The following is a 15,146-nucleotide window of genomic DNA, read 5'->3' as shown; positions in this document are numbered from 1 at the left end:
AAGCTTCTATCCCTTGCCTGCCCTCGCCCTGTTCCCGACCGACCAGCCGGGCCGCCGATCCGACCACGGCGGCGGCCGGATACGCGTGTCCTTACGCGCCGTCGCCGCCAACTATCGCGTCATGTGCGATCAGGTCGCCCCCGCAGCCTGCGCCGCCGTGGTCAAGGCCGACGCCTATGGTCTGGGCGCGGCCCGCATCGCGCCTGCCCTCTATGACGCCGGGTGCAGGGCCTTCTTCGTCGCCCATCTGTTCGAGGCGGTGGATCTGCGCCGCGTCCTGCCCGCCGACGCCGAACTGTTCGTGCTGAACGGTCTGGCGCCGGGCGCCGAATACGCCGCCCTGGCCGCCGGGGCCATCCCGGTGCTGAACAGCCGCGAGCAGATGGAGGGCTGGGCGCGTCTGGGTCGGGCCGTCGGGCGGCCGCTGGCGGCGGCGATCCAGTTCGACACCGGCATGTCGCGGCTGGGCCTGCCGCCCGAGGACGCCGCCTTCGCCTTCGGCCCGGGCGGCCCGATCCGCTGGATCGAACCGCGCCTGGTCCTCAGCCATCTGGCCGTCGCTGACACGCCCGGCCACGCGGGCAATGCGCGCCAGCGTCAGGCCTTTGAGCGCATTCTGGCCCACGCGCCGCCGGGCGTTCCGCGCTCGCTGGCCAACTCGGCCGGGTGCTGGCTGGGCCAAGACTATCACTATGACCTGTGCCGGGTCGGGGCGGCCCTGTTCGGTCTGGACGCCTCGCCCTCGGCCAAGGCCATGCAGCCGGTGGTCGAGGTGACGGGCCGCGTCATCCAGACCCGCGCCGTGCCTGCGGGCGCGGGCGTCGGCTACGGTTGGGCGGTCACGGCGCCTGAGGGGATGCGGTTGGCCACCATCGGCGTGGGCTATGCCGACGGCTGGCCGCGTCAGTTGTCGGCCAGCGGCGCCGCTGCATTCGAGGGTCGCTTGCTGCCCTTCGTCGGGCGCATCTCGATGGACAGCCTGGTCGTGGACGTCAGCGCCCTGCCGCCCGACGCGCTGAAGCCGGGCGATCAGGTGGAACTGTTGGGACCGAACCGCACGCCGGAACAACTGGCGCTGGACGGCGCGACCATCGACTATGAAGTCATCGCGCGGCTGGGCCGCCGCCTGTGTCGGGAGTATGTTTCGTGACCCTTTCGCCTGAAAATATCGAACGTTTCGGTCCTGATCCACGCGAGCGGTTCGCCGCCAATCTGGCGCTGGTTCATCGCCGCATCGCCGCCGCCTGCGAACAGGTCGGGCGGCCGATCGACAGCGTCCGCCTGTTGCCGATCACCAAGACGGTTCCGGCCGAGATCCTGCGTCTGGCCTGGGCGGCGGGCGTCACCGACTTCGGCGAGAACAAGCTGCAGGAGGCCCGCGACAAGGCCGAGGCCATGGCCGACCTGTCGATGCGCTGGCACGTCGTCGGCCACCTGCAATCGAACAAGGTCAAATACCTGACCCGTCTGGCGGACGAGTTTCATGCGCTGGACAGCCTCAAGCTGGCCGAGGTCTTGAACAAGCGGCTGGAGACCGACGGCCGCGACATGAACGTCTATGTCCAGGTCAACACCTCGGGCGAGGAGAGCAAGTTCGGCCTGCATCCCGACGACGCGCTGGACTTTATCGAACGGCTGGAGGCCTTCCCCCGGCTGAAGCCGCAGGGGCTGATGACGCTGGCCATATTCAGCGACGACGCGGATCGGGTGCGGCCGTGCTTCACCCTGCTGCGATCCCTGCGTGACAAGGCCGAACGCATCGATGCGCGCATCACCGGCCTGTCGATGGGCATGACCGGCGACTACGAACTGGCCGTGCGCGAAGGCGCGACCGTGGTGCGCGTCGGCCAGGCCATCTTCGGCCCACGCCCGACGCCGAACGCCCACTACTGGCCCGGTCTGGCCTGATCTCACCGGCCTGACTTTCCTCCCCCTCCCCGGAGTAAACGACGCGTGACCATTCCCTTCATCGATCTTCTCAGCCAGCGCCGACGCATCGGCGCGACCATCGACGCCGCCCTGATGGAGGTCGCGGCCAGCGGCCAGTACATCATGGGTCCGGCCGTCGGCGCCTTTGAACAGGCCCTGTGCGACTTCGGTCAGGCGCCGCACGCCCTGTCCTGTTCCAACGGGACGGATGCGCTGGTGCTGTTGATGATGGCGTGGGACGTGGGGCCGGGAGACGCCGTCTTCTGCCCCGCCTTCACCTTCGCCGCTACGGCCGAGGTGGTCGCGCTGGCGGGCGCCACGCCCGTCTTCGTCGACATCCGCCCCGACACCTGGACGATGGACCCCGACCATCTGCGCGCCGCCGTCGCGGCGGTCGAGCGCGAAGGCGTGCTGACGCCCCGCGCCGTCATCGCCGTGGACCTGTTCGGCCAGCCCGCCGACTATCCCGCCCTGTCGCAGATCACGCAGAAACACGGGCTGAAGCTGATCGCGGATTCGGCGCAGGGCTTCGGCTGCACCCTGAACGGCCGGCACCCGATCCACTGGGCCGACGCCACGACGCTGAGCTTCTTCCCGGCCAAGCCGCTGGGCGCCTACGGCGACGGCGGAGCGGTGCTGCTGAAGGACGAGGCGCTGATGGATCAGCTCGTTTCCCTGCGCGTCCACGGACAGGCGACGGCGGCGGATGCGGCGGCGCAGGGCTTTGCGCACGACCCCAAATATCTGAACCCGCGTCTGGGCATGAACGGGCGGCTGGACACGCTGCAGGCCGCCGTCCTGCTGGAGAAGCTGAAGATCTTCCCCGATGAGATCGAGCGCCGCAACCGCATCGCCGACCGCTATGTGCAGGGGTTGGCCGGTCATGTGGCGGCGACGCCGGTCGTCATTCCCGGCGGCCGTTCGGTCTGGGCCCAGTTCACCGTCGAACATGACGACCGCGACGCCCTGGCCGCCCATCTGAAGACGCAGGGCGTGCCGACCGCCGTCTATTATCCGATCCCCCTGCACCGCCAGCCCGCCTATCGCCAGCATCCGGTCGGACCCGGCGGTCTGGCCGTGACCGAGGCCAAGGCCGAGCGGGTCATCAGCCTGCCGATGAGCGCCTATCTGGACGAGGCCGTTCAGGACCAGGTGATCGCCGCCGTCGCCAGCTTCGGGTGAGGGCTTTCAGCCCTCGATCAGGCGCATCTCGAAGGCGCCCGCCGCCTGGGTCCGCAGCAGAACGGTTTGGACTCCGGCGGTGGCGCGGGCGGCGGCTTGCGACAGGCTTTCGCCGCGCATCAGCCAGCCGGTCAGGTATGCGGTGAACAGGTCGCCCGTGCCGCTGGGCCGGATCGGGATGCGGGGGATGGAGGTGCGATGGGCGACGCCGCCCTCGACGGCCAACGTCTCGACCTCGCCCGGCGCGGTGTCGGTCAGGACGCAGCCCGTCACCACCGTCCGTCCCGTGCCGCGTGTGTTCAGGATGCGCGTCGCCTCGATCACCCCCGCGACGGTATCGGGCCGTTCGCCGACCAGTCGGCCCAGCTCGAACTGGTTTGGGGTGATGATGTCGGCCATCGGCGTCAGCTCGTCGCGGAACTGTTCGATCAGGCCCTCGGCGACGAAGACGCCCAGATCATCGTCGCCGATCACCGGGTCGCAGATATGCAGCAGGGCGGGGTTCTTCGCCTTCCAGCGCCGCAGGAAACCCGCCGTCGCCGCCGCATTGGCGGCCGAGCCCATATAGCCCGTCACCACCGCCCCGGCCGTCATCGGCAGGTCGCGCTCTTCGACCCCCAGCAGCAGGTCGGCGACCAGTTCCGTCTCCAGAATCCGGCCGCGCATGGTGGGATAGTGCGGGTGATTGGACAGCAGGGTGGTCGGCACCGCCGCCACCTCCAGCCCCATGGCCTGCATCGGCTGGACCGCCGCGCTGTTGCCGACGTGGCCGTAGACGACCTGGCTCTGAATCGAGATGACCCGCACGCGCGTTCGGAACCTCCTCAAGCGGGCGTCAGCGCCGGTCCGGCGATCGGATAGGCCCGCGTCAGTTCTCTTCCCTGCGCCTTCACCGCCGCGCTGTCGAGATCGCCGTCGCGCAGGCCCTTGAGGATGGTCAGGATCATGCCGCCGACCGTGCGGAACGTCTCGGCGTCGAACCCGCGCGAGGTCGAGGACGGCGAGCCCAGCCGCAGCCCCGACGTCACCATGGGCGAGGCCGTGTCATAGGGGACGGCGTTCTTGTTGGCGATCAGGCCGTGATCCTCCAGCGCTTCGACCGCCGCCTTGCCGGTCAGGCCGAAGGGGCGCAGGTCGACCAGCACCAGATGGCAGTCCGTCCCGCCCGACACGAGGCGCAGGCCACCGTCCGCCAGCGTCTGGCCCAGAGCGCGGGCGTTCTCGATCACCGCCTTTGAATACTCCACGAAGTCCGGTTGCAGCGCCTCGTGGAAGGCCGCCGCCTTGCCCGCGATGACGTGCATCAGCGGCCCGCCCTGGGTGCCGGGGAAGACCGCCTTGTCGATGCGCCGCGCCAGCTCGGGGTCGTTGCACAGGATCAGGCCGCCGCGCGGGCCGCGCAGGGTCTTGTGCGTGGTCGAGGTGGTGACATGGGCGTGCGGCGTCGGATTGGGATAGAGGCCCGCCGCGATCAGCCCGGCGTAGTGGGCCACGTCGGCCACCAGATAGGCCCCGACCTGATCCGCGATCTGGCGCATCCGGGCGAAGTCGATGCGGCGCGGATAGGCCGAACCGCCCGCATAGATCAGGCGCGGCCGATCCTGCAGGACGCGCTTCTCCATGTCGTCATAGTCGATCAGGTCGTCGTCTTCGCGCACCCGATAGGCGCTGACCTCGAACCACTGGCCCGACAGGCTGACCGGCGAGCCGTGCGTCAGGTGGCCGCCGCAGGCCAGGTCCAGCCCCATGATGCGGTCGCCCGGCTTGATCAGGGCGAACAGCACGGCCAGGTTGGCGTTGACGCCCGAGTGCGGCTGGACGTTTGCGTAGGCCGTGTCGAACAGGGTGCAGGCGCGCTCGATGGCCAGCTTCTCGGCGATGTCGACCGCCTCGCACCCGCCGTAGTAGCGGCGGCCGGGATAGCCCTCGGCGTATTTATTGGTCAGGACCGAACCCTGCGCCTGGCGCACGGCGGCGCTGACGATGTTCTCGGACGCGATCAGCTCAATGCTGTCCTGCTGGCGCTGGCGCTCCAGCATCAGGGCTTGGGCCAGTTGCGGGTCCAGAGCCCGCGTCGCCAGGTCGGAAGTCATGCTGTCTCCGTCAGACAAGAAAAAGCGGCGGGTCGGCCGGTGAGGAGGGATCGCCGACCCGCCAAGCAATCCGGCTTCGGGGGACAGAAGCCGGATCGAACAGCATCAACGCAGGGCGGAAAGGTCCGCGCCATGGTTGATGTGATAGACGGCGTCGCCGAGGACGATGGCCGGAACGGACTTCACGCCCGCCGCCTCGGCCTCATCCAGACGCTGAGGCGTCTCGCCCAGATGGACGACCTCGACCTCAAAGGCCGCAGGATTCAGCGCGCCGGCGAAGCGCTGCTCGGCATCGACGCAGACGGTGCAGCCCGCGTGATAGAAAACGGCTTTCTCGGCCATGACCCTATCCTTTGTTTCTGTTCCCGCAGCGGTGTTGCTGCCTGGGAGTGCGCGTGGGATACCCGGCCTATCGGCCCTGTCATAAGAGCCACTTTCCTGAAACCTGGTAGGCCGGATCATGGGACGCAGCGCCGTCGTCATTGAACTGATCGAAGACCCCGCCCGGCCCCTGTTCATCAATCTGGCAGGGTCGGTGATCCGTGAGATCGAGCGCGGTCGGCTGAAGCCCGGCGACCGCCTGCCCGGCACCCGCGCCCTGGCCGGCGCCCTGGGCGTTCATCGCAACACCGTCGACGCCGCCTATCAGGAGTTGGTGCTGCAGGGCTGGCTGACGGCCGAGGCGTCGCGCGGCACCTTCGTCGCCCGCGACCTGCCCGATCTGGGCACGCAGAACTGGGGCGTCCGGCCCGCCGCCGCGCGCCTCGCCTCGCCCCTGCCGCAGACCCGGCCCGCGCCGGCGCCGATGCAGTTCTCAGACGGGGCGCCCGATGCGCGCCTGATGCCGGGGCTGGAGCTGGCCAGGGCCTTCCGCCGATCGATGACCGGGGCCGAGCTGAAGCTGCTGCCCGGATACGGCGATCCGCGCGGCGCGCCCTCGCTGCGGACGGCGCTGGCGCGCTATCTGTCGACCGAGCGCGGCCTGACGATCGGCGCCGACGACATCCTGGTCACGCGCGGCAGCCAGATGGCCCTGTTTCTGGCCGCCGCCGTCCTGAACCCCGGCGACGCCATCGCGGTCGAGGATCCCGGCTATCCCCTGGCCTGGAAGGCGTTTCGCGCGGCCGGAGCCAGGGTGGTCAGCGCCCCGGTCGATGCTCAAGGCCTGGACGTCGAGCGTCTGGAGGCGTTGCTCGCCCGCGACCCGACCATCCGCGCCGTCTATGTCACGCCCCATCATCAGTTCCCGACCACCGTCACCCTGGGCGCCGGGCGACGCCTGCGCCTGCTGGAGATGGCGCGTCGCCACGGCCTGATCATGATCGAGGACGACTATGACCATGAATACCGCTTCGAGGGCCGCCCGGTGCTGCCCCTGGCCGCCCGCGCCCTAGGCAGGAGCCAGGGCCAGGACGGGAACCGCATCATCCATATCGGTTCGGTGTCCAAACTGCTCTCGCCCGTGGTCCGCATCGGCTATGCGACAGGCGCGCCGGACCTGATCCAGGCCATGACCGCGCGACGCGAGGCCATCGACCGTCAGGGCGACCTGCCGCTGGAGCGGGCGCTGGCGCGGCTGATCGACGACGGCGAGTTGGGCCGCCACGCCCGCAAGGCGCGCAAAATCTATGAACAGCGCCGCGATCTATTGTGCGCCGAGATCGCCGCCCGGCTGGGCGATGCGGTCGCCTTCGACAAGCCGGCGGGCGGGCTGGCGCTGTGGCTGCGCGTGAACCCGGACATCGACGCCGCCGCCTGGGCCGCCGAGGCCGAGCGATCCGGCCTGATCCTGACGCACGGCGGCCAGCTTCAACTCCAGCCCGGCCCAGGCCGCAACGCCTTCCGCATCGGTTTCGCCAGCCTGGACGAAGCCGAACTGGTCCGCGCCGTGACAAGGCTGAAAGCGGCCGTCCCCAACTAGGTTATCGAGAATGACTTGCACCTGACCGCCCACCAGCGCATGAACCGACCTCGATAGAGCCGCCCAAGAGGTCATCCGTGTCCGACGTCGACAAAACCGCCGCCACCCTGCCCGAGGGCCAGCCCGTCGGCCGCGTCATCGCCATGCCCGCCGACACCAACCCGGAGGGCGACATCTTCGGCGGCTGGCTGCTGGCGCAAATGGACCTGGCCGGGGCGACCCCGGCGTTCGAGCGCGCGGGCGGCCGCTGCGCCACCGTGGCCCTGGACGGCATGGTCTTCCACCAGCCGGTGTCGGTCGGCGACGAAGTCTCGATCTACGCCAAGATCATCCGCACGGGCCGCACGTCGATCCGCGTCCATGTCGAGGCGTGGAAGCGCGCCCGCGGCCAGGCCGAAGCCCAGTCGGTCCGCGTGACCGAGGGCGTCTTCACCTATGTGGCCATCGACCAGGAGCGCAAGCCGCGCGAAGTGCCGCCCGCCTGAAGCCGGCCGAGAAGTCCGAGCGCCACGGTCGGTAATTCTTGACGTTCGGGGGCGGCGGCCCTACCTCCCCCGCATGGCCATTCGTCGTATCCTGACTATCGATAACGCCGCCGATCTGGCGATCCTGAAGACCGTCGCCGCGCCCGTCGAAGGCGGCGTCACCGACGCCGTGCGCGCCCTCATGGATGACATGCTGGAGACGATGTACGACGCGCCGGGCATCGGGCTGGCCGCGCCCCAGATCGGCGAGTTGACCCGCGTGGTCGTCATGGACCTGGGCGACAAGCCGGTCGAGGGCGCATCCGACGAGCCGCAGACCGAGGAAGAGGCGCTGGAGCGCCGCAACCCGCGCTTCTTCGTCAACCCCGAGATCCTGTGGTCGTCGGAGGAGATGTTCTCCTACGAGGAGGGCTGCCTGTCGGTGCCGACCTATTACGACGCCGTCGAGCGCCCGGCCCGCGTGCGCGTGCGCTACATGAACTATCAGGGCGAGACAATCGAGGAAGAGATCGAGGGCCTCTACGCCGTCTGCTTCCAGCACGAGCTGGACCATCTGAACGGCGTCCTGTTCATCGACCACCTGTCGCGCCTGCGTCGCGACCGCGCGGTCGCCAAGGTCAAGAAACAAGCGAGGATGGCCGCCTGATGGCTCGCAAGACCCGCATCATCGACCAGCGCGGCCGTCGCCGCCTGACCCGCAATGAAAAGGTCGGCGTCGCCGGCGTCGCGACCCTGCTGGCCGTCGCCGCCGTCGGCGTGGTGGCCGGTCTGGTCATCGACCGCCTGCTCGATTTCGACGACGCCCTGGACGCCGGCGGCGAATGGGACGAGGGCGGCGGCGTCTATACCCGCTGGATGTAATCGGCCTCACGGTCTAAAGGCGTGCCCATGCGCCTAGCCTTCATGGGAACCCCCGACTTCGCCGTGCCGTCGCTGGCCGAGCTGATCGCCTCGGGGCACGAGATCGTCGCCGTCTATTCGCAACCGCCGCGCCCCAAGGGCCGGGGCCAGAAGCTGACGCCGTCGCCCGTTCACGCCTTCGCCGAGGCCATGGGCCTGCCGGTCTTCACGCCCGACAGCATGAAGTCGCCGGAGGCCATCGACGTCTTCAAGAGCCTGGACCTCGACGCGGCCTGCGTCGTCGCCTACGGCCAGATCCTCAAGCCTGAAGTGCTGGAGGCGCCGCGTCTGGGCTGCTTCAACCTGCACGGGTCGCTGCTGCCGCGCTGGCGCGGGGCCGCCCCGATCCAGCGCGCCATCATGGCCGGGGACCGCCAGACCGGCGCCCAGATCATGCGGATGAGCGAGGGACTGGACGAAGGCGCCATCATCCTGTCCGAACTAATGGACATCCACGCCGACGACACGGCCGCCTCTCTGGGCGACCGCATGGCCCATGTCGGCGCCGCCCTGTGGCCCCGCGCCCTGGCCGCCATCGAGCGCGGCGGCTTCACCGAGACGCAGCAGGCGGGCGAGCCGACCTACGCCAGGAAGATCACTTCGGCCGAGGCGCGTATCGACTGGACCCGCCCAGCCGCCGAGGTGGACGCCCATATCCGCGGCCTGTCGCCCTTCCCCGGCGCCTGGTTCGAGGTCGAAGTCGACGGCGAGCCGGTGCGCGTCAAGGCCCTGATGTCGGTTCTGGCCGACGGGCAAGGCGCGCCCGGTCAGGTGCTGGACGACGCGCTGACCATCGCCTGCGGAAGCGGCGCCGTGCGCCTGACTCGCGTCCAGCGCCCCGGCAAGGCCGCGCAGGCCGCCGACGAAATGCTGCGGGGCTATCCCATCCCCGCTGGAACCGTACTGGGCTGATGCCCCGGTATCGCTTCACCGTCGAATATGACGGCTCGGCCTATAATGGCTTTCAGGCTCAGCTCGGCCAGCCGACCGTGCAGGGTGCCATTGAGACGGCGATCACCGCCTTCAGCGGCCAGAGCGTGCGGATCGCCGCCGCCGGGCGCACCGACACAGGCGTCCACGCCACGGGCCAGACCTGCCATGTCGATCTGGAGCGCGACTGGCCGGCGCAGACGGTGATGAACGCCCTGAACGCCCATCTGGTGAAGGAGGCCGTGGCGGTGCTGGACTGCACGCCGGTCAGCGACGACTGGCACGCCCGCTTCACCGCCAATGGGCGCAAATACCTGTATCGCATCCTGAACCGGCCCGGCCGTCCGGCGCTGGATCGAGGCCGGGTCTGGCACGTCAGGAAGCCGCTCGACGCCGAGGCCATGCACGCGGCGGCGCAATACCTGACCGGCCCGCACGACTTCACCACCTTCCGCGACGCGGCCTGTCAGTCGGCCAGTCCCGTGAAGACGCTGGACGTGGCCCGCGTGAACCGCGTCGGCGAAGAGGTGCATCTGGTGTTCGAGGCGCGCAGCTTCCTGCATCGCCAGGTGCGCTCGATGGCGGGCAGCATCGCCGAGGTCGGCCTGGGCCGCTGGCGCCCCGCCGACCTGGCCGAGGCGCTCGAGGCGAAGGACCGCGCGCGATGCGGCCCGGTGGCGCCGTCAGACGGGCTTTATCTGACGGGCGTCACCTATGAGGCCGAAGCCTAGCGCTTGAACAGGCCGCCCAGCGCGCCGCCGAGGCCGCCCGGCAGGTTGTCGAGCAGGCCGCCCAGCATGTCGTCGGCGCCGTCGACGGAGCCGCCCGGCGTCAGGCGATCGACCGCTTCCGGCAGCAGGCCCGCCAGGGTCTCGCTGGCCTGTTCCGGCGAAATGCCCAGCTTCTGGGCGAAGTCGGCGATCGGACCCGAGCCGATGACGGCGGCGATCTGCTCCGGCGAGATCGCGGCGTTGCCGCCCTTGCCGATCCACGAGGCCGCCACGTCGCCCAGGCCGTTCTGACCGAACTTTTCGGCCAGGCCCGCCACGCCGCCCTGCCCCTTCAGCAGGTCGGCCAGGCCGCCGGCGGCGTCATCGCCGAGGCCGCCCAGGATATTGTCCAGAAGTCCCATCTCAATTCCTCCGATTGCGCCGTCAGAATGACGGACTTCGTCTGCGGATTTGTGGCGAAAAGGCAAAACAAGGCAACGCCTCGCGCCTTCGCCCGACGTCAGCTCTTGGCCCGCTCCGAGCCCGAGGTGACGGCCTGACCGGCGGCGGACAGGTCGCGGCCGATGCCCGACACCGTGTTGCAGGCGGCGGTGGTCAGGGCGGCGGCGATGACGCCGAGAACGATGAGCTTGCGCATGATGACATCCCCGTGGATCGATTTGGCGCTTCGACATGAAGCTTGACCATAAGGTTGCATGGCCAATTCATCCTTCAATCTGCTAACGGCGAAAGCATGACGCAAGCTTCCGGAACCGCCGCCCGCCGTTTGGTCGAAACCCTGGTGATGAACGGGGTCGACAAGGTCTTCTGCGTGCCGGGCGAGAGCTATCTCGCCGTGCTCGACGCCCTGGCTGACGTGCGAGATCAGATCGAGGTCATCGTCTGCCGCCACGAGGCCGGCGCCGCCAACATGGCCGAGGCCTACGGCAAGCTGACCGGCCGCCCCGGCGTCTGCATGGTCACGCGCGGGCCGGGCGCCACCCACGCCTCGATCGGCGTGCATACGGCGCACCAGGATTCGACGCCGATGATCCTGTTCGTCGGTCAGATCGCCCTGACCGACCGCGGCCGGGGCGCCTTCCAGGAAGTCGACTACCGCGAAGTCTTCGGCGGTCTGGCCAAGTGGGCGACCGAGATCGAGAGTCCGGAGCGCACGGTAGAGGTGGTCGAGCGCGCCTTCGCCACGGCCCAGCAGGGCCGCATGGGTCCGGTCGTCGTCGCCCTGCCCGAGAACATCCTGCACGAGGGCGGCGGCCCTTCCCCGATCCGCCCGGTCGCGCCCGCCAAGGCGGCCCTCGACCCAACCTTTGTCGAACAGGTGCGTGAGCGCCTGTCGCGCGCCGAACGCCCGATGCTGATCCTGGGCGGTTCGGGCTGGAGCGATGAGGCGACGGACGCGATCTCCGGCTGGGCCGAGCGCCTGGGCCTGCCGGTCGCCCTGTCCTTCCGCCGCAAGGATCTGATCCGCAACGACCACCCCGGCTATGTGGGCGACCTGGGCCTGGGGCCCAACCCCAAGTTGGTGGCGCGGGTCAAGGAGGCCGACCTGCTGCTGGTGATCGGCGCGCGCATGGGCGAGAATCCGACGCAGGGCTATACCCTGCTGGACCGGACGAAGACGGCGCAGACCCTGATCCACATCCATCCGGGGCCCGAAGAGCTGGGCCGCGTCTGGGCGCCCGCCCTGTCGGCGGCGGCGGACAATTCGCTGGCGGCGCTGGCCCTGTCGACCATCGAGCCGGGCCGCGTCTGGACCGAACAGGGCGCGACGGCCCATGCCGACTTCCTCGCCTTCTCCTCGCCCATTGAGGTCAAGAGCGCGGTCAATATGAGCGAAGTCATCGCCCATCTGGCGCAGGCCCTGCCCGAGGACGCCATCCTGACCAACGGCGCAGGGAACTTCGCCGCCTGGCTGCACCGCTTCCACCGCCACCAGGCCCGCCGCACCCAGTTGGCCCCGACCTCGGGCGCCATGGGCTATGGCTATCCGGCGGCGCTGGGGGCCAAGGCGGTCCATCCGTCGCGCGAAGTGGTCTGTATCGCCGGCGACGGCGACTTCATGATGAGCGCCAATGAGATGGCGACCGCCGCCCAATATGGGCTGGGCGTCGTCGTCGTCGTCGTGGACAACGGAACCTTCGGCACCATCCGCATGCATCAGGAGCGGGAATACCCGACCCGCGTCATCGCCACGGAGCTGAAGAACCCCGACTTCGTGAAGTTCGCCGAGGCCTTCGGCGCCTTCGCCGTGCGCTGCGAGACGACCGGCGACTTCCCGGCGGCCCTGGCGGCGGCGCGCGAGGCGGCCAAGGGCGGGCGGCCGGCCCTGGTCCATCTGATCACCGACGCCGAGCAGATCGCGCCGGGGCGGACGATCACGCAGCTGCGCGGCGGGTAAGGCGCCCCCTCTCCCGGCGGGAGAGGGCTGCCTCCCGGCTTGCGTCCCGCCACGCTTCGCGAAAGAGTGCCCCCTTATTGTACCGAGGGGGGTCTTTCTCATGCGTCGTCTTCTGATTTCATCCGCCGCCGTCCTGGCGCTTTGCGCCGCCGCGCCCGCCGCCATGGCAGAGGGGGCCGCGCCCGTCGCCGCGACCACCCAGGCCCAGAGCGAGGACGCCCGGCTCAACGCCTTCTTCGAACAGGCCTTCGAGGCGCGCGTGGCGCTGAGCCCCCAGCGCATGACCTCGCTGGGCCGCAAGACAGACTATGACAAGCTGGACGACGTCTCCGACGCCGCCGCCGAACGCTCCCTGGCCCTGCAGGAAGCCCAACTGGCCCAGATGAAGGCACAGTTCGACCCCACCAAGCTGAGCGAGCAGAGCCGCCTATCCTGGCGCCTGTTCGAACACGGGGTGCAGCAGGCCCGCCTGTCGAACCAGTGGCGCGACTGGGGCTTCCAGTTCGCCGCCAACGGCAACCCGACGACCAGCCTGCCGGTCTTCCTCATCAACAACCACCGCATCGGCAGCGTCTCGGACGCCGAAGCCTATGTCGCCCGCCTGAACGCCGCCGAGCGCTATATGGGCCAGGTGGCCGACACCCTGACGGCGCGCGCCGGCAAGGGCGTGGTCTCGCCGCGCTTCGTCTTCGAGCCCTCAATCGACAACACCCGCGCAGTGATCGCCGGCGCCCCGTTCGACGGCGGCGCCGACAACCCGGTTTGGGCCGACTTCCAGAAGAAGATCGCCGCCCTGGACGCCGATCAGGCGACCAAGGACCGCCTGCTGGCCTCGGCCCGCGAAGCCCTGACCGGCCCCTACAAGCGCGGCTTCGACACGGTTCTGGCGGCGCTCGGCCAGGTGCAGACCCAGGCCGACAGCGACGCGGGCGTCTGGCGCCTGCCGCAGGGCGAGGCCTATTACAACGCGCGCCTGCAACTCTCGACCACCACCGACCTGACCGCCGACCAGATTCACCAGATCGGCCTGGACGAGGTCGCCCGCATCCAGCGCGACATGGAGACGATCAAGACCCAGGTCGGCTTCACCGGCTCGCTGCAGGACTTCTTCGCCTTCCTGAAGAGCGATCCCCAGTTCCAGTATCCGAACACGCCGGAAGGCAAGGAAGCCTATCTGACCGACGCCCGCGCCTTCGTGGCCCAGGTCATGGCCGTGGCGCCGCAGTGGTTCTCCAACCTGCCTAAGGCCCCGCTGGAGGTCCGCGCGGTCGAGCCCTTCCGTGAGGCGACCGCCTCCATCGCCTTCTACAACTCACCCGCGCCCGACGGCTCGCGCCCCGGCATCTACTACGTCAATCTGTCGGACATGACCCAGGTGCTGAAGCCCCAGATCGAGGGCATCAGCTATCACGAGGGCGCGCCGGGCCACCACTTCCAGATCGCCTATGCGCAGGAGATGGAGCACCTGCCCAGCTTCCGTCGCTTCGGCGGCTACGGCGCCTATTCCGAAGGCTGGGGCCTGTATTCCGAGCGTCTGGGCAAGGAGATGGGCTTCTATCAGGATCCCTATTCCGACTTCGGCCGACTCTCGACCGAGCTGTGGCGCGCGGTGCGTCTGGTGACCGACACCGGCCTGCACGCCAAGCGCTGGAGCCGCGAGCAGGCGATGGACTACTTCCGCCACAACTCCCTGCTGTCCGAGCGCGACATTCAGAAGGAAGTCGAGCGCTACATCACCAACCCCGGCCAGGCGACCAGCTACAAGATCGGCGAGCTGAAGATCGAGGAACTGCGCGCCAAGGCCGAGGCGGCGCTGGGCGACAAGTTCGACATCAAGGACTTCCACACCGTGGTCCTGGGATCGGGCGCCGTGCCGCTGGACGTTCTGGGCGACCTGGTCGACGCCTGGATCGCCAAGGGCGGCGGCGCGCCCAACTAAGTCTTCCTTCTCCCCTCCGGGGGAGAAGGCGGGCGCCGGAGGCGCTCGGATGAGGTGGAGGTTTCAGCGCACGCGCGGCTGACGTCTCGCCTTCATCCGCCCGCCCCCTCATCCGTCATGCTGACGCATGACACCTTCTCCCCCGAGGGGAGAAGGGCTAGGAGGCTGCCCATGCCCTTTACCGCCACCGTCCTGACCATGTTCCCCGAGGCCTTTCCCGGACCGCTGGGGGTGTCGCTGATCGGCGCCGCCTGGCGCGAGAAGGGGCTGTGGGACTTGCAGACGCTGGACATTCGCGCGTTTTCCGAAGATAAGCGCGGCTTCCTGGACGACACCCCTGCGGGCGGCGGTCCCGGTCAGGTGCTGAAAGCGGACGTGGTGGCCAGGGCTCTCGACAGCCTGGAAGGCCCGCCTAGGCCGCTTTTGTACATGAGCGCACGCGGTCGACCCCTGACGCAGGCGCGAGTAACGGAATGGGCCAAGGCCGGCGGCGTCGTCGTCCTGTGCGGTCGTTTCGAGGGGGTGGACCAACGGGTGCTCGACGCCCGGGGGTTCGAGGAGGTCTCCGTCGGGGACGCGGTGCTCGCCGGCGGCGAGGCGGCGGCCATGGTGGCGATCGAGGCGTGCGTCCGGTTGGT

The 15,146-nt window shown here is 69.4% G+C and carries 17 protein-coding genes; 12 read left to right on the top strand and 5 right to left on the bottom strand.

Annotation, left to right across the window (positions count from 1 at the left end; genetic code table 11):
* The first annotated feature begins 13 nt into the window (after positions 1 to 13).
* The 3 genes from alr to B3D50_RS11155 are packed head-to-tail and all read left to right on the top strand — an operon-like array spanning position 14 to position 3,111.
* Positions 14 to 1,150, top strand: a complete 1,137-nt coding sequence (gene alr / locus B3D50_RS11165) for an alanine racemase (RefSeq protein ID WP_286951248.1) — start codon at positions 14 to 16, stop codon at positions 1,148 to 1,150.
* The gene (locus tag B3D50_RS11160) at positions 1,147 to 1,908 is read left to right on the top strand and encodes a YggS family pyridoxal phosphate-dependent enzyme (RefSeq protein ID WP_286951247.1); all 762 of its coding nucleotides are present in this window, start codon (positions 1,147 to 1,149) and stop codon (positions 1,906 to 1,908) included. The genes alr and B3D50_RS11160 overlap by 4 nt, the downstream gene beginning before the upstream one ends.
* Before the next feature lie 45 nt (positions 1,909 to 1,953).
* Entirely contained in the window at positions 1,954 to 3,111 is a 1,158-nt protein-coding gene (locus B3D50_RS11155) for a DegT/DnrJ/EryC1/StrS family aminotransferase (RefSeq protein WP_286951246.1), read from the top strand.
* A gap of 6 nt (positions 3,112 to 3,117) precedes the next feature.
* Here the strand turns inward: B3D50_RS11155 and pdxY are convergent, their stop codons facing one another.
* From pdxY to B3D50_RS11140, 3 genes are all read right to left on the bottom strand, one after another.
* A complete protein-coding gene (pdxY, locus tag B3D50_RS11150) occupies positions 3,118 to 3,918 on the bottom strand; it encodes a pyridoxal kinase (protein WP_286951245.1) in 801 nt (266 codons plus the stop codon).
* A gap of 17 nt (positions 3,919 to 3,935) precedes the next feature.
* Positions 3,936 to 5,204 carry a serine hydroxymethyltransferase gene (gene glyA, locus B3D50_RS11145; protein ID WP_286951244.1) on the bottom strand — a complete coding sequence of 423 codons (1,269 nt, stop codon included), beginning with the start codon at positions 5,202 to 5,204 and terminating at the stop codon, positions 3,936 to 3,938.
* A 105-nt stretch (positions 5,205 to 5,309) separates the two neighbouring features.
* Positions 5,310 to 5,546 (bottom strand): thioredoxin, encoded by a 237-nt coding sequence (locus B3D50_RS11140; RefSeq protein WP_278449327.1) that lies wholly within the window; start codon positions 5,544 to 5,546, stop codon positions 5,310 to 5,312.
* A 118-nt stretch (positions 5,547 to 5,664) separates the two neighbouring features.
* Between B3D50_RS11140 and B3D50_RS11135 the strand changes: the two genes are divergently transcribed.
* From B3D50_RS11135 to truA, 6 genes are all read left to right on the top strand, one after another.
* Entirely contained in the window at positions 5,665 to 7,125 is a 1,461-nt protein-coding gene (locus tag B3D50_RS11135) for a PLP-dependent aminotransferase family protein (RefSeq protein ID WP_286951243.1), read from the top strand.
* A gap of 77 nt (positions 7,126 to 7,202) precedes the next feature.
* Positions 7,203 to 7,610 (top strand): acyl-CoA thioesterase, encoded by a 408-nt coding sequence (locus B3D50_RS11130; protein ID WP_003166199.1) that lies wholly within the window; start codon positions 7,203 to 7,205, stop codon positions 7,608 to 7,610.
* Between the two features lie 73 nt (positions 7,611 to 7,683).
* A complete protein-coding gene (def, locus tag B3D50_RS11125) occupies positions 7,684 to 8,256 on the top strand; it encodes a peptide deformylase (RefSeq protein WP_087140509.1) in 573 nt (190 codons plus the stop codon).
* Entirely contained in the window at positions 8,256 to 8,471 is a 216-nt protein-coding gene (locus tag B3D50_RS11120; protein WP_286951242.1) for a hypothetical protein, read from the top strand. Before def ends, B3D50_RS11120 begins: the two co-directional genes overlap by 1 nt.
* A 27-nt stretch (positions 8,472 to 8,498) precedes the next feature.
* Positions 8,499 to 9,422, top strand: coding sequence for a methionyl-tRNA formyltransferase (gene fmt / locus B3D50_RS11115; RefSeq protein ID WP_286951241.1), 924 nt, complete (start codon positions 8,499 to 8,501; stop codon positions 9,420 to 9,422).
* On the top strand, positions 9,422 to 10,171 hold the full coding sequence (gene truA, locus B3D50_RS11110) for a tRNA pseudouridine(38-40) synthase TruA (RefSeq protein WP_286951240.1): 750 nt from the start codon (positions 9,422 to 9,424) through the stop codon (positions 10,169 to 10,171). The genes fmt and truA overlap by 1 nt, the downstream gene beginning before the upstream one ends.
* Here the strand turns inward: truA and B3D50_RS11105 are convergent.
* Together B3D50_RS11105 and B3D50_RS11100 are read right to left on the bottom strand one after the other, a co-directional pair.
* Positions 10,168 to 10,638: a YidB family protein gene (locus tag B3D50_RS11105; RefSeq protein WP_223850615.1), complete on the bottom strand. Its 471-nt coding sequence runs from the start codon at positions 10,636 to 10,638 to the stop codon at positions 10,168 to 10,170. The genes truA and B3D50_RS11105 overlap by 4 nt on opposite strands.
* A gap of 32 nt (positions 10,639 to 10,670) precedes the next feature.
* Entirely contained in the window at positions 10,671 to 10,808 is a 138-nt protein-coding gene (locus tag B3D50_RS11100; RefSeq protein WP_003166208.1) for an entericidin A/B family lipoprotein, read from the bottom strand.
* A gap of 96 nt (positions 10,809 to 10,904) precedes the next feature.
* Between B3D50_RS11100 and B3D50_RS11095 the strand changes: the two genes are divergently transcribed.
* The 3 genes from B3D50_RS11095 to B3D50_RS11085 form a co-directional block, all read left to right on the top strand.
* Positions 10,905 to 12,569 (top strand): thiamine pyrophosphate-binding protein, encoded by a 1,665-nt coding sequence (locus B3D50_RS11095; RefSeq protein WP_286951238.1) that lies wholly within the window; start codon positions 10,905 to 10,907, stop codon positions 12,567 to 12,569.
* Positions 12,570 to 12,669: 100 nt separating this feature from the next.
* Positions 12,670 to 14,508 (top strand): DUF885 domain-containing protein, encoded by a 1,839-nt coding sequence (locus tag B3D50_RS11090; protein ID WP_286951237.1) that lies wholly within the window; start codon positions 12,670 to 12,672, stop codon positions 14,506 to 14,508.
* Between the two features lie 171 nt (positions 14,509 to 14,679).
* Positions 14,680 to 15,146 (top strand): tRNA (guanosine(37)-N1)-methyltransferase TrmD (locus tag B3D50_RS11085; protein ID WP_286951236.1); only part of this gene is annotated, 467 nt, incomplete at its 3' end.

It is taken from the genome of Brevundimonas sp. UBA7507 (genome assembly GCF_002478355.1).
Taxonomy (GTDB): Bacteria; Pseudomonadota; Alphaproteobacteria; order Caulobacterales; family Caulobacteraceae; genus Brevundimonas; species Brevundimonas diminuta_D.
The sequence above is the reverse complement of the archived record's forward strand: the minus strand, read 5'-3'. Positions and strand labels throughout refer to the sequence as shown.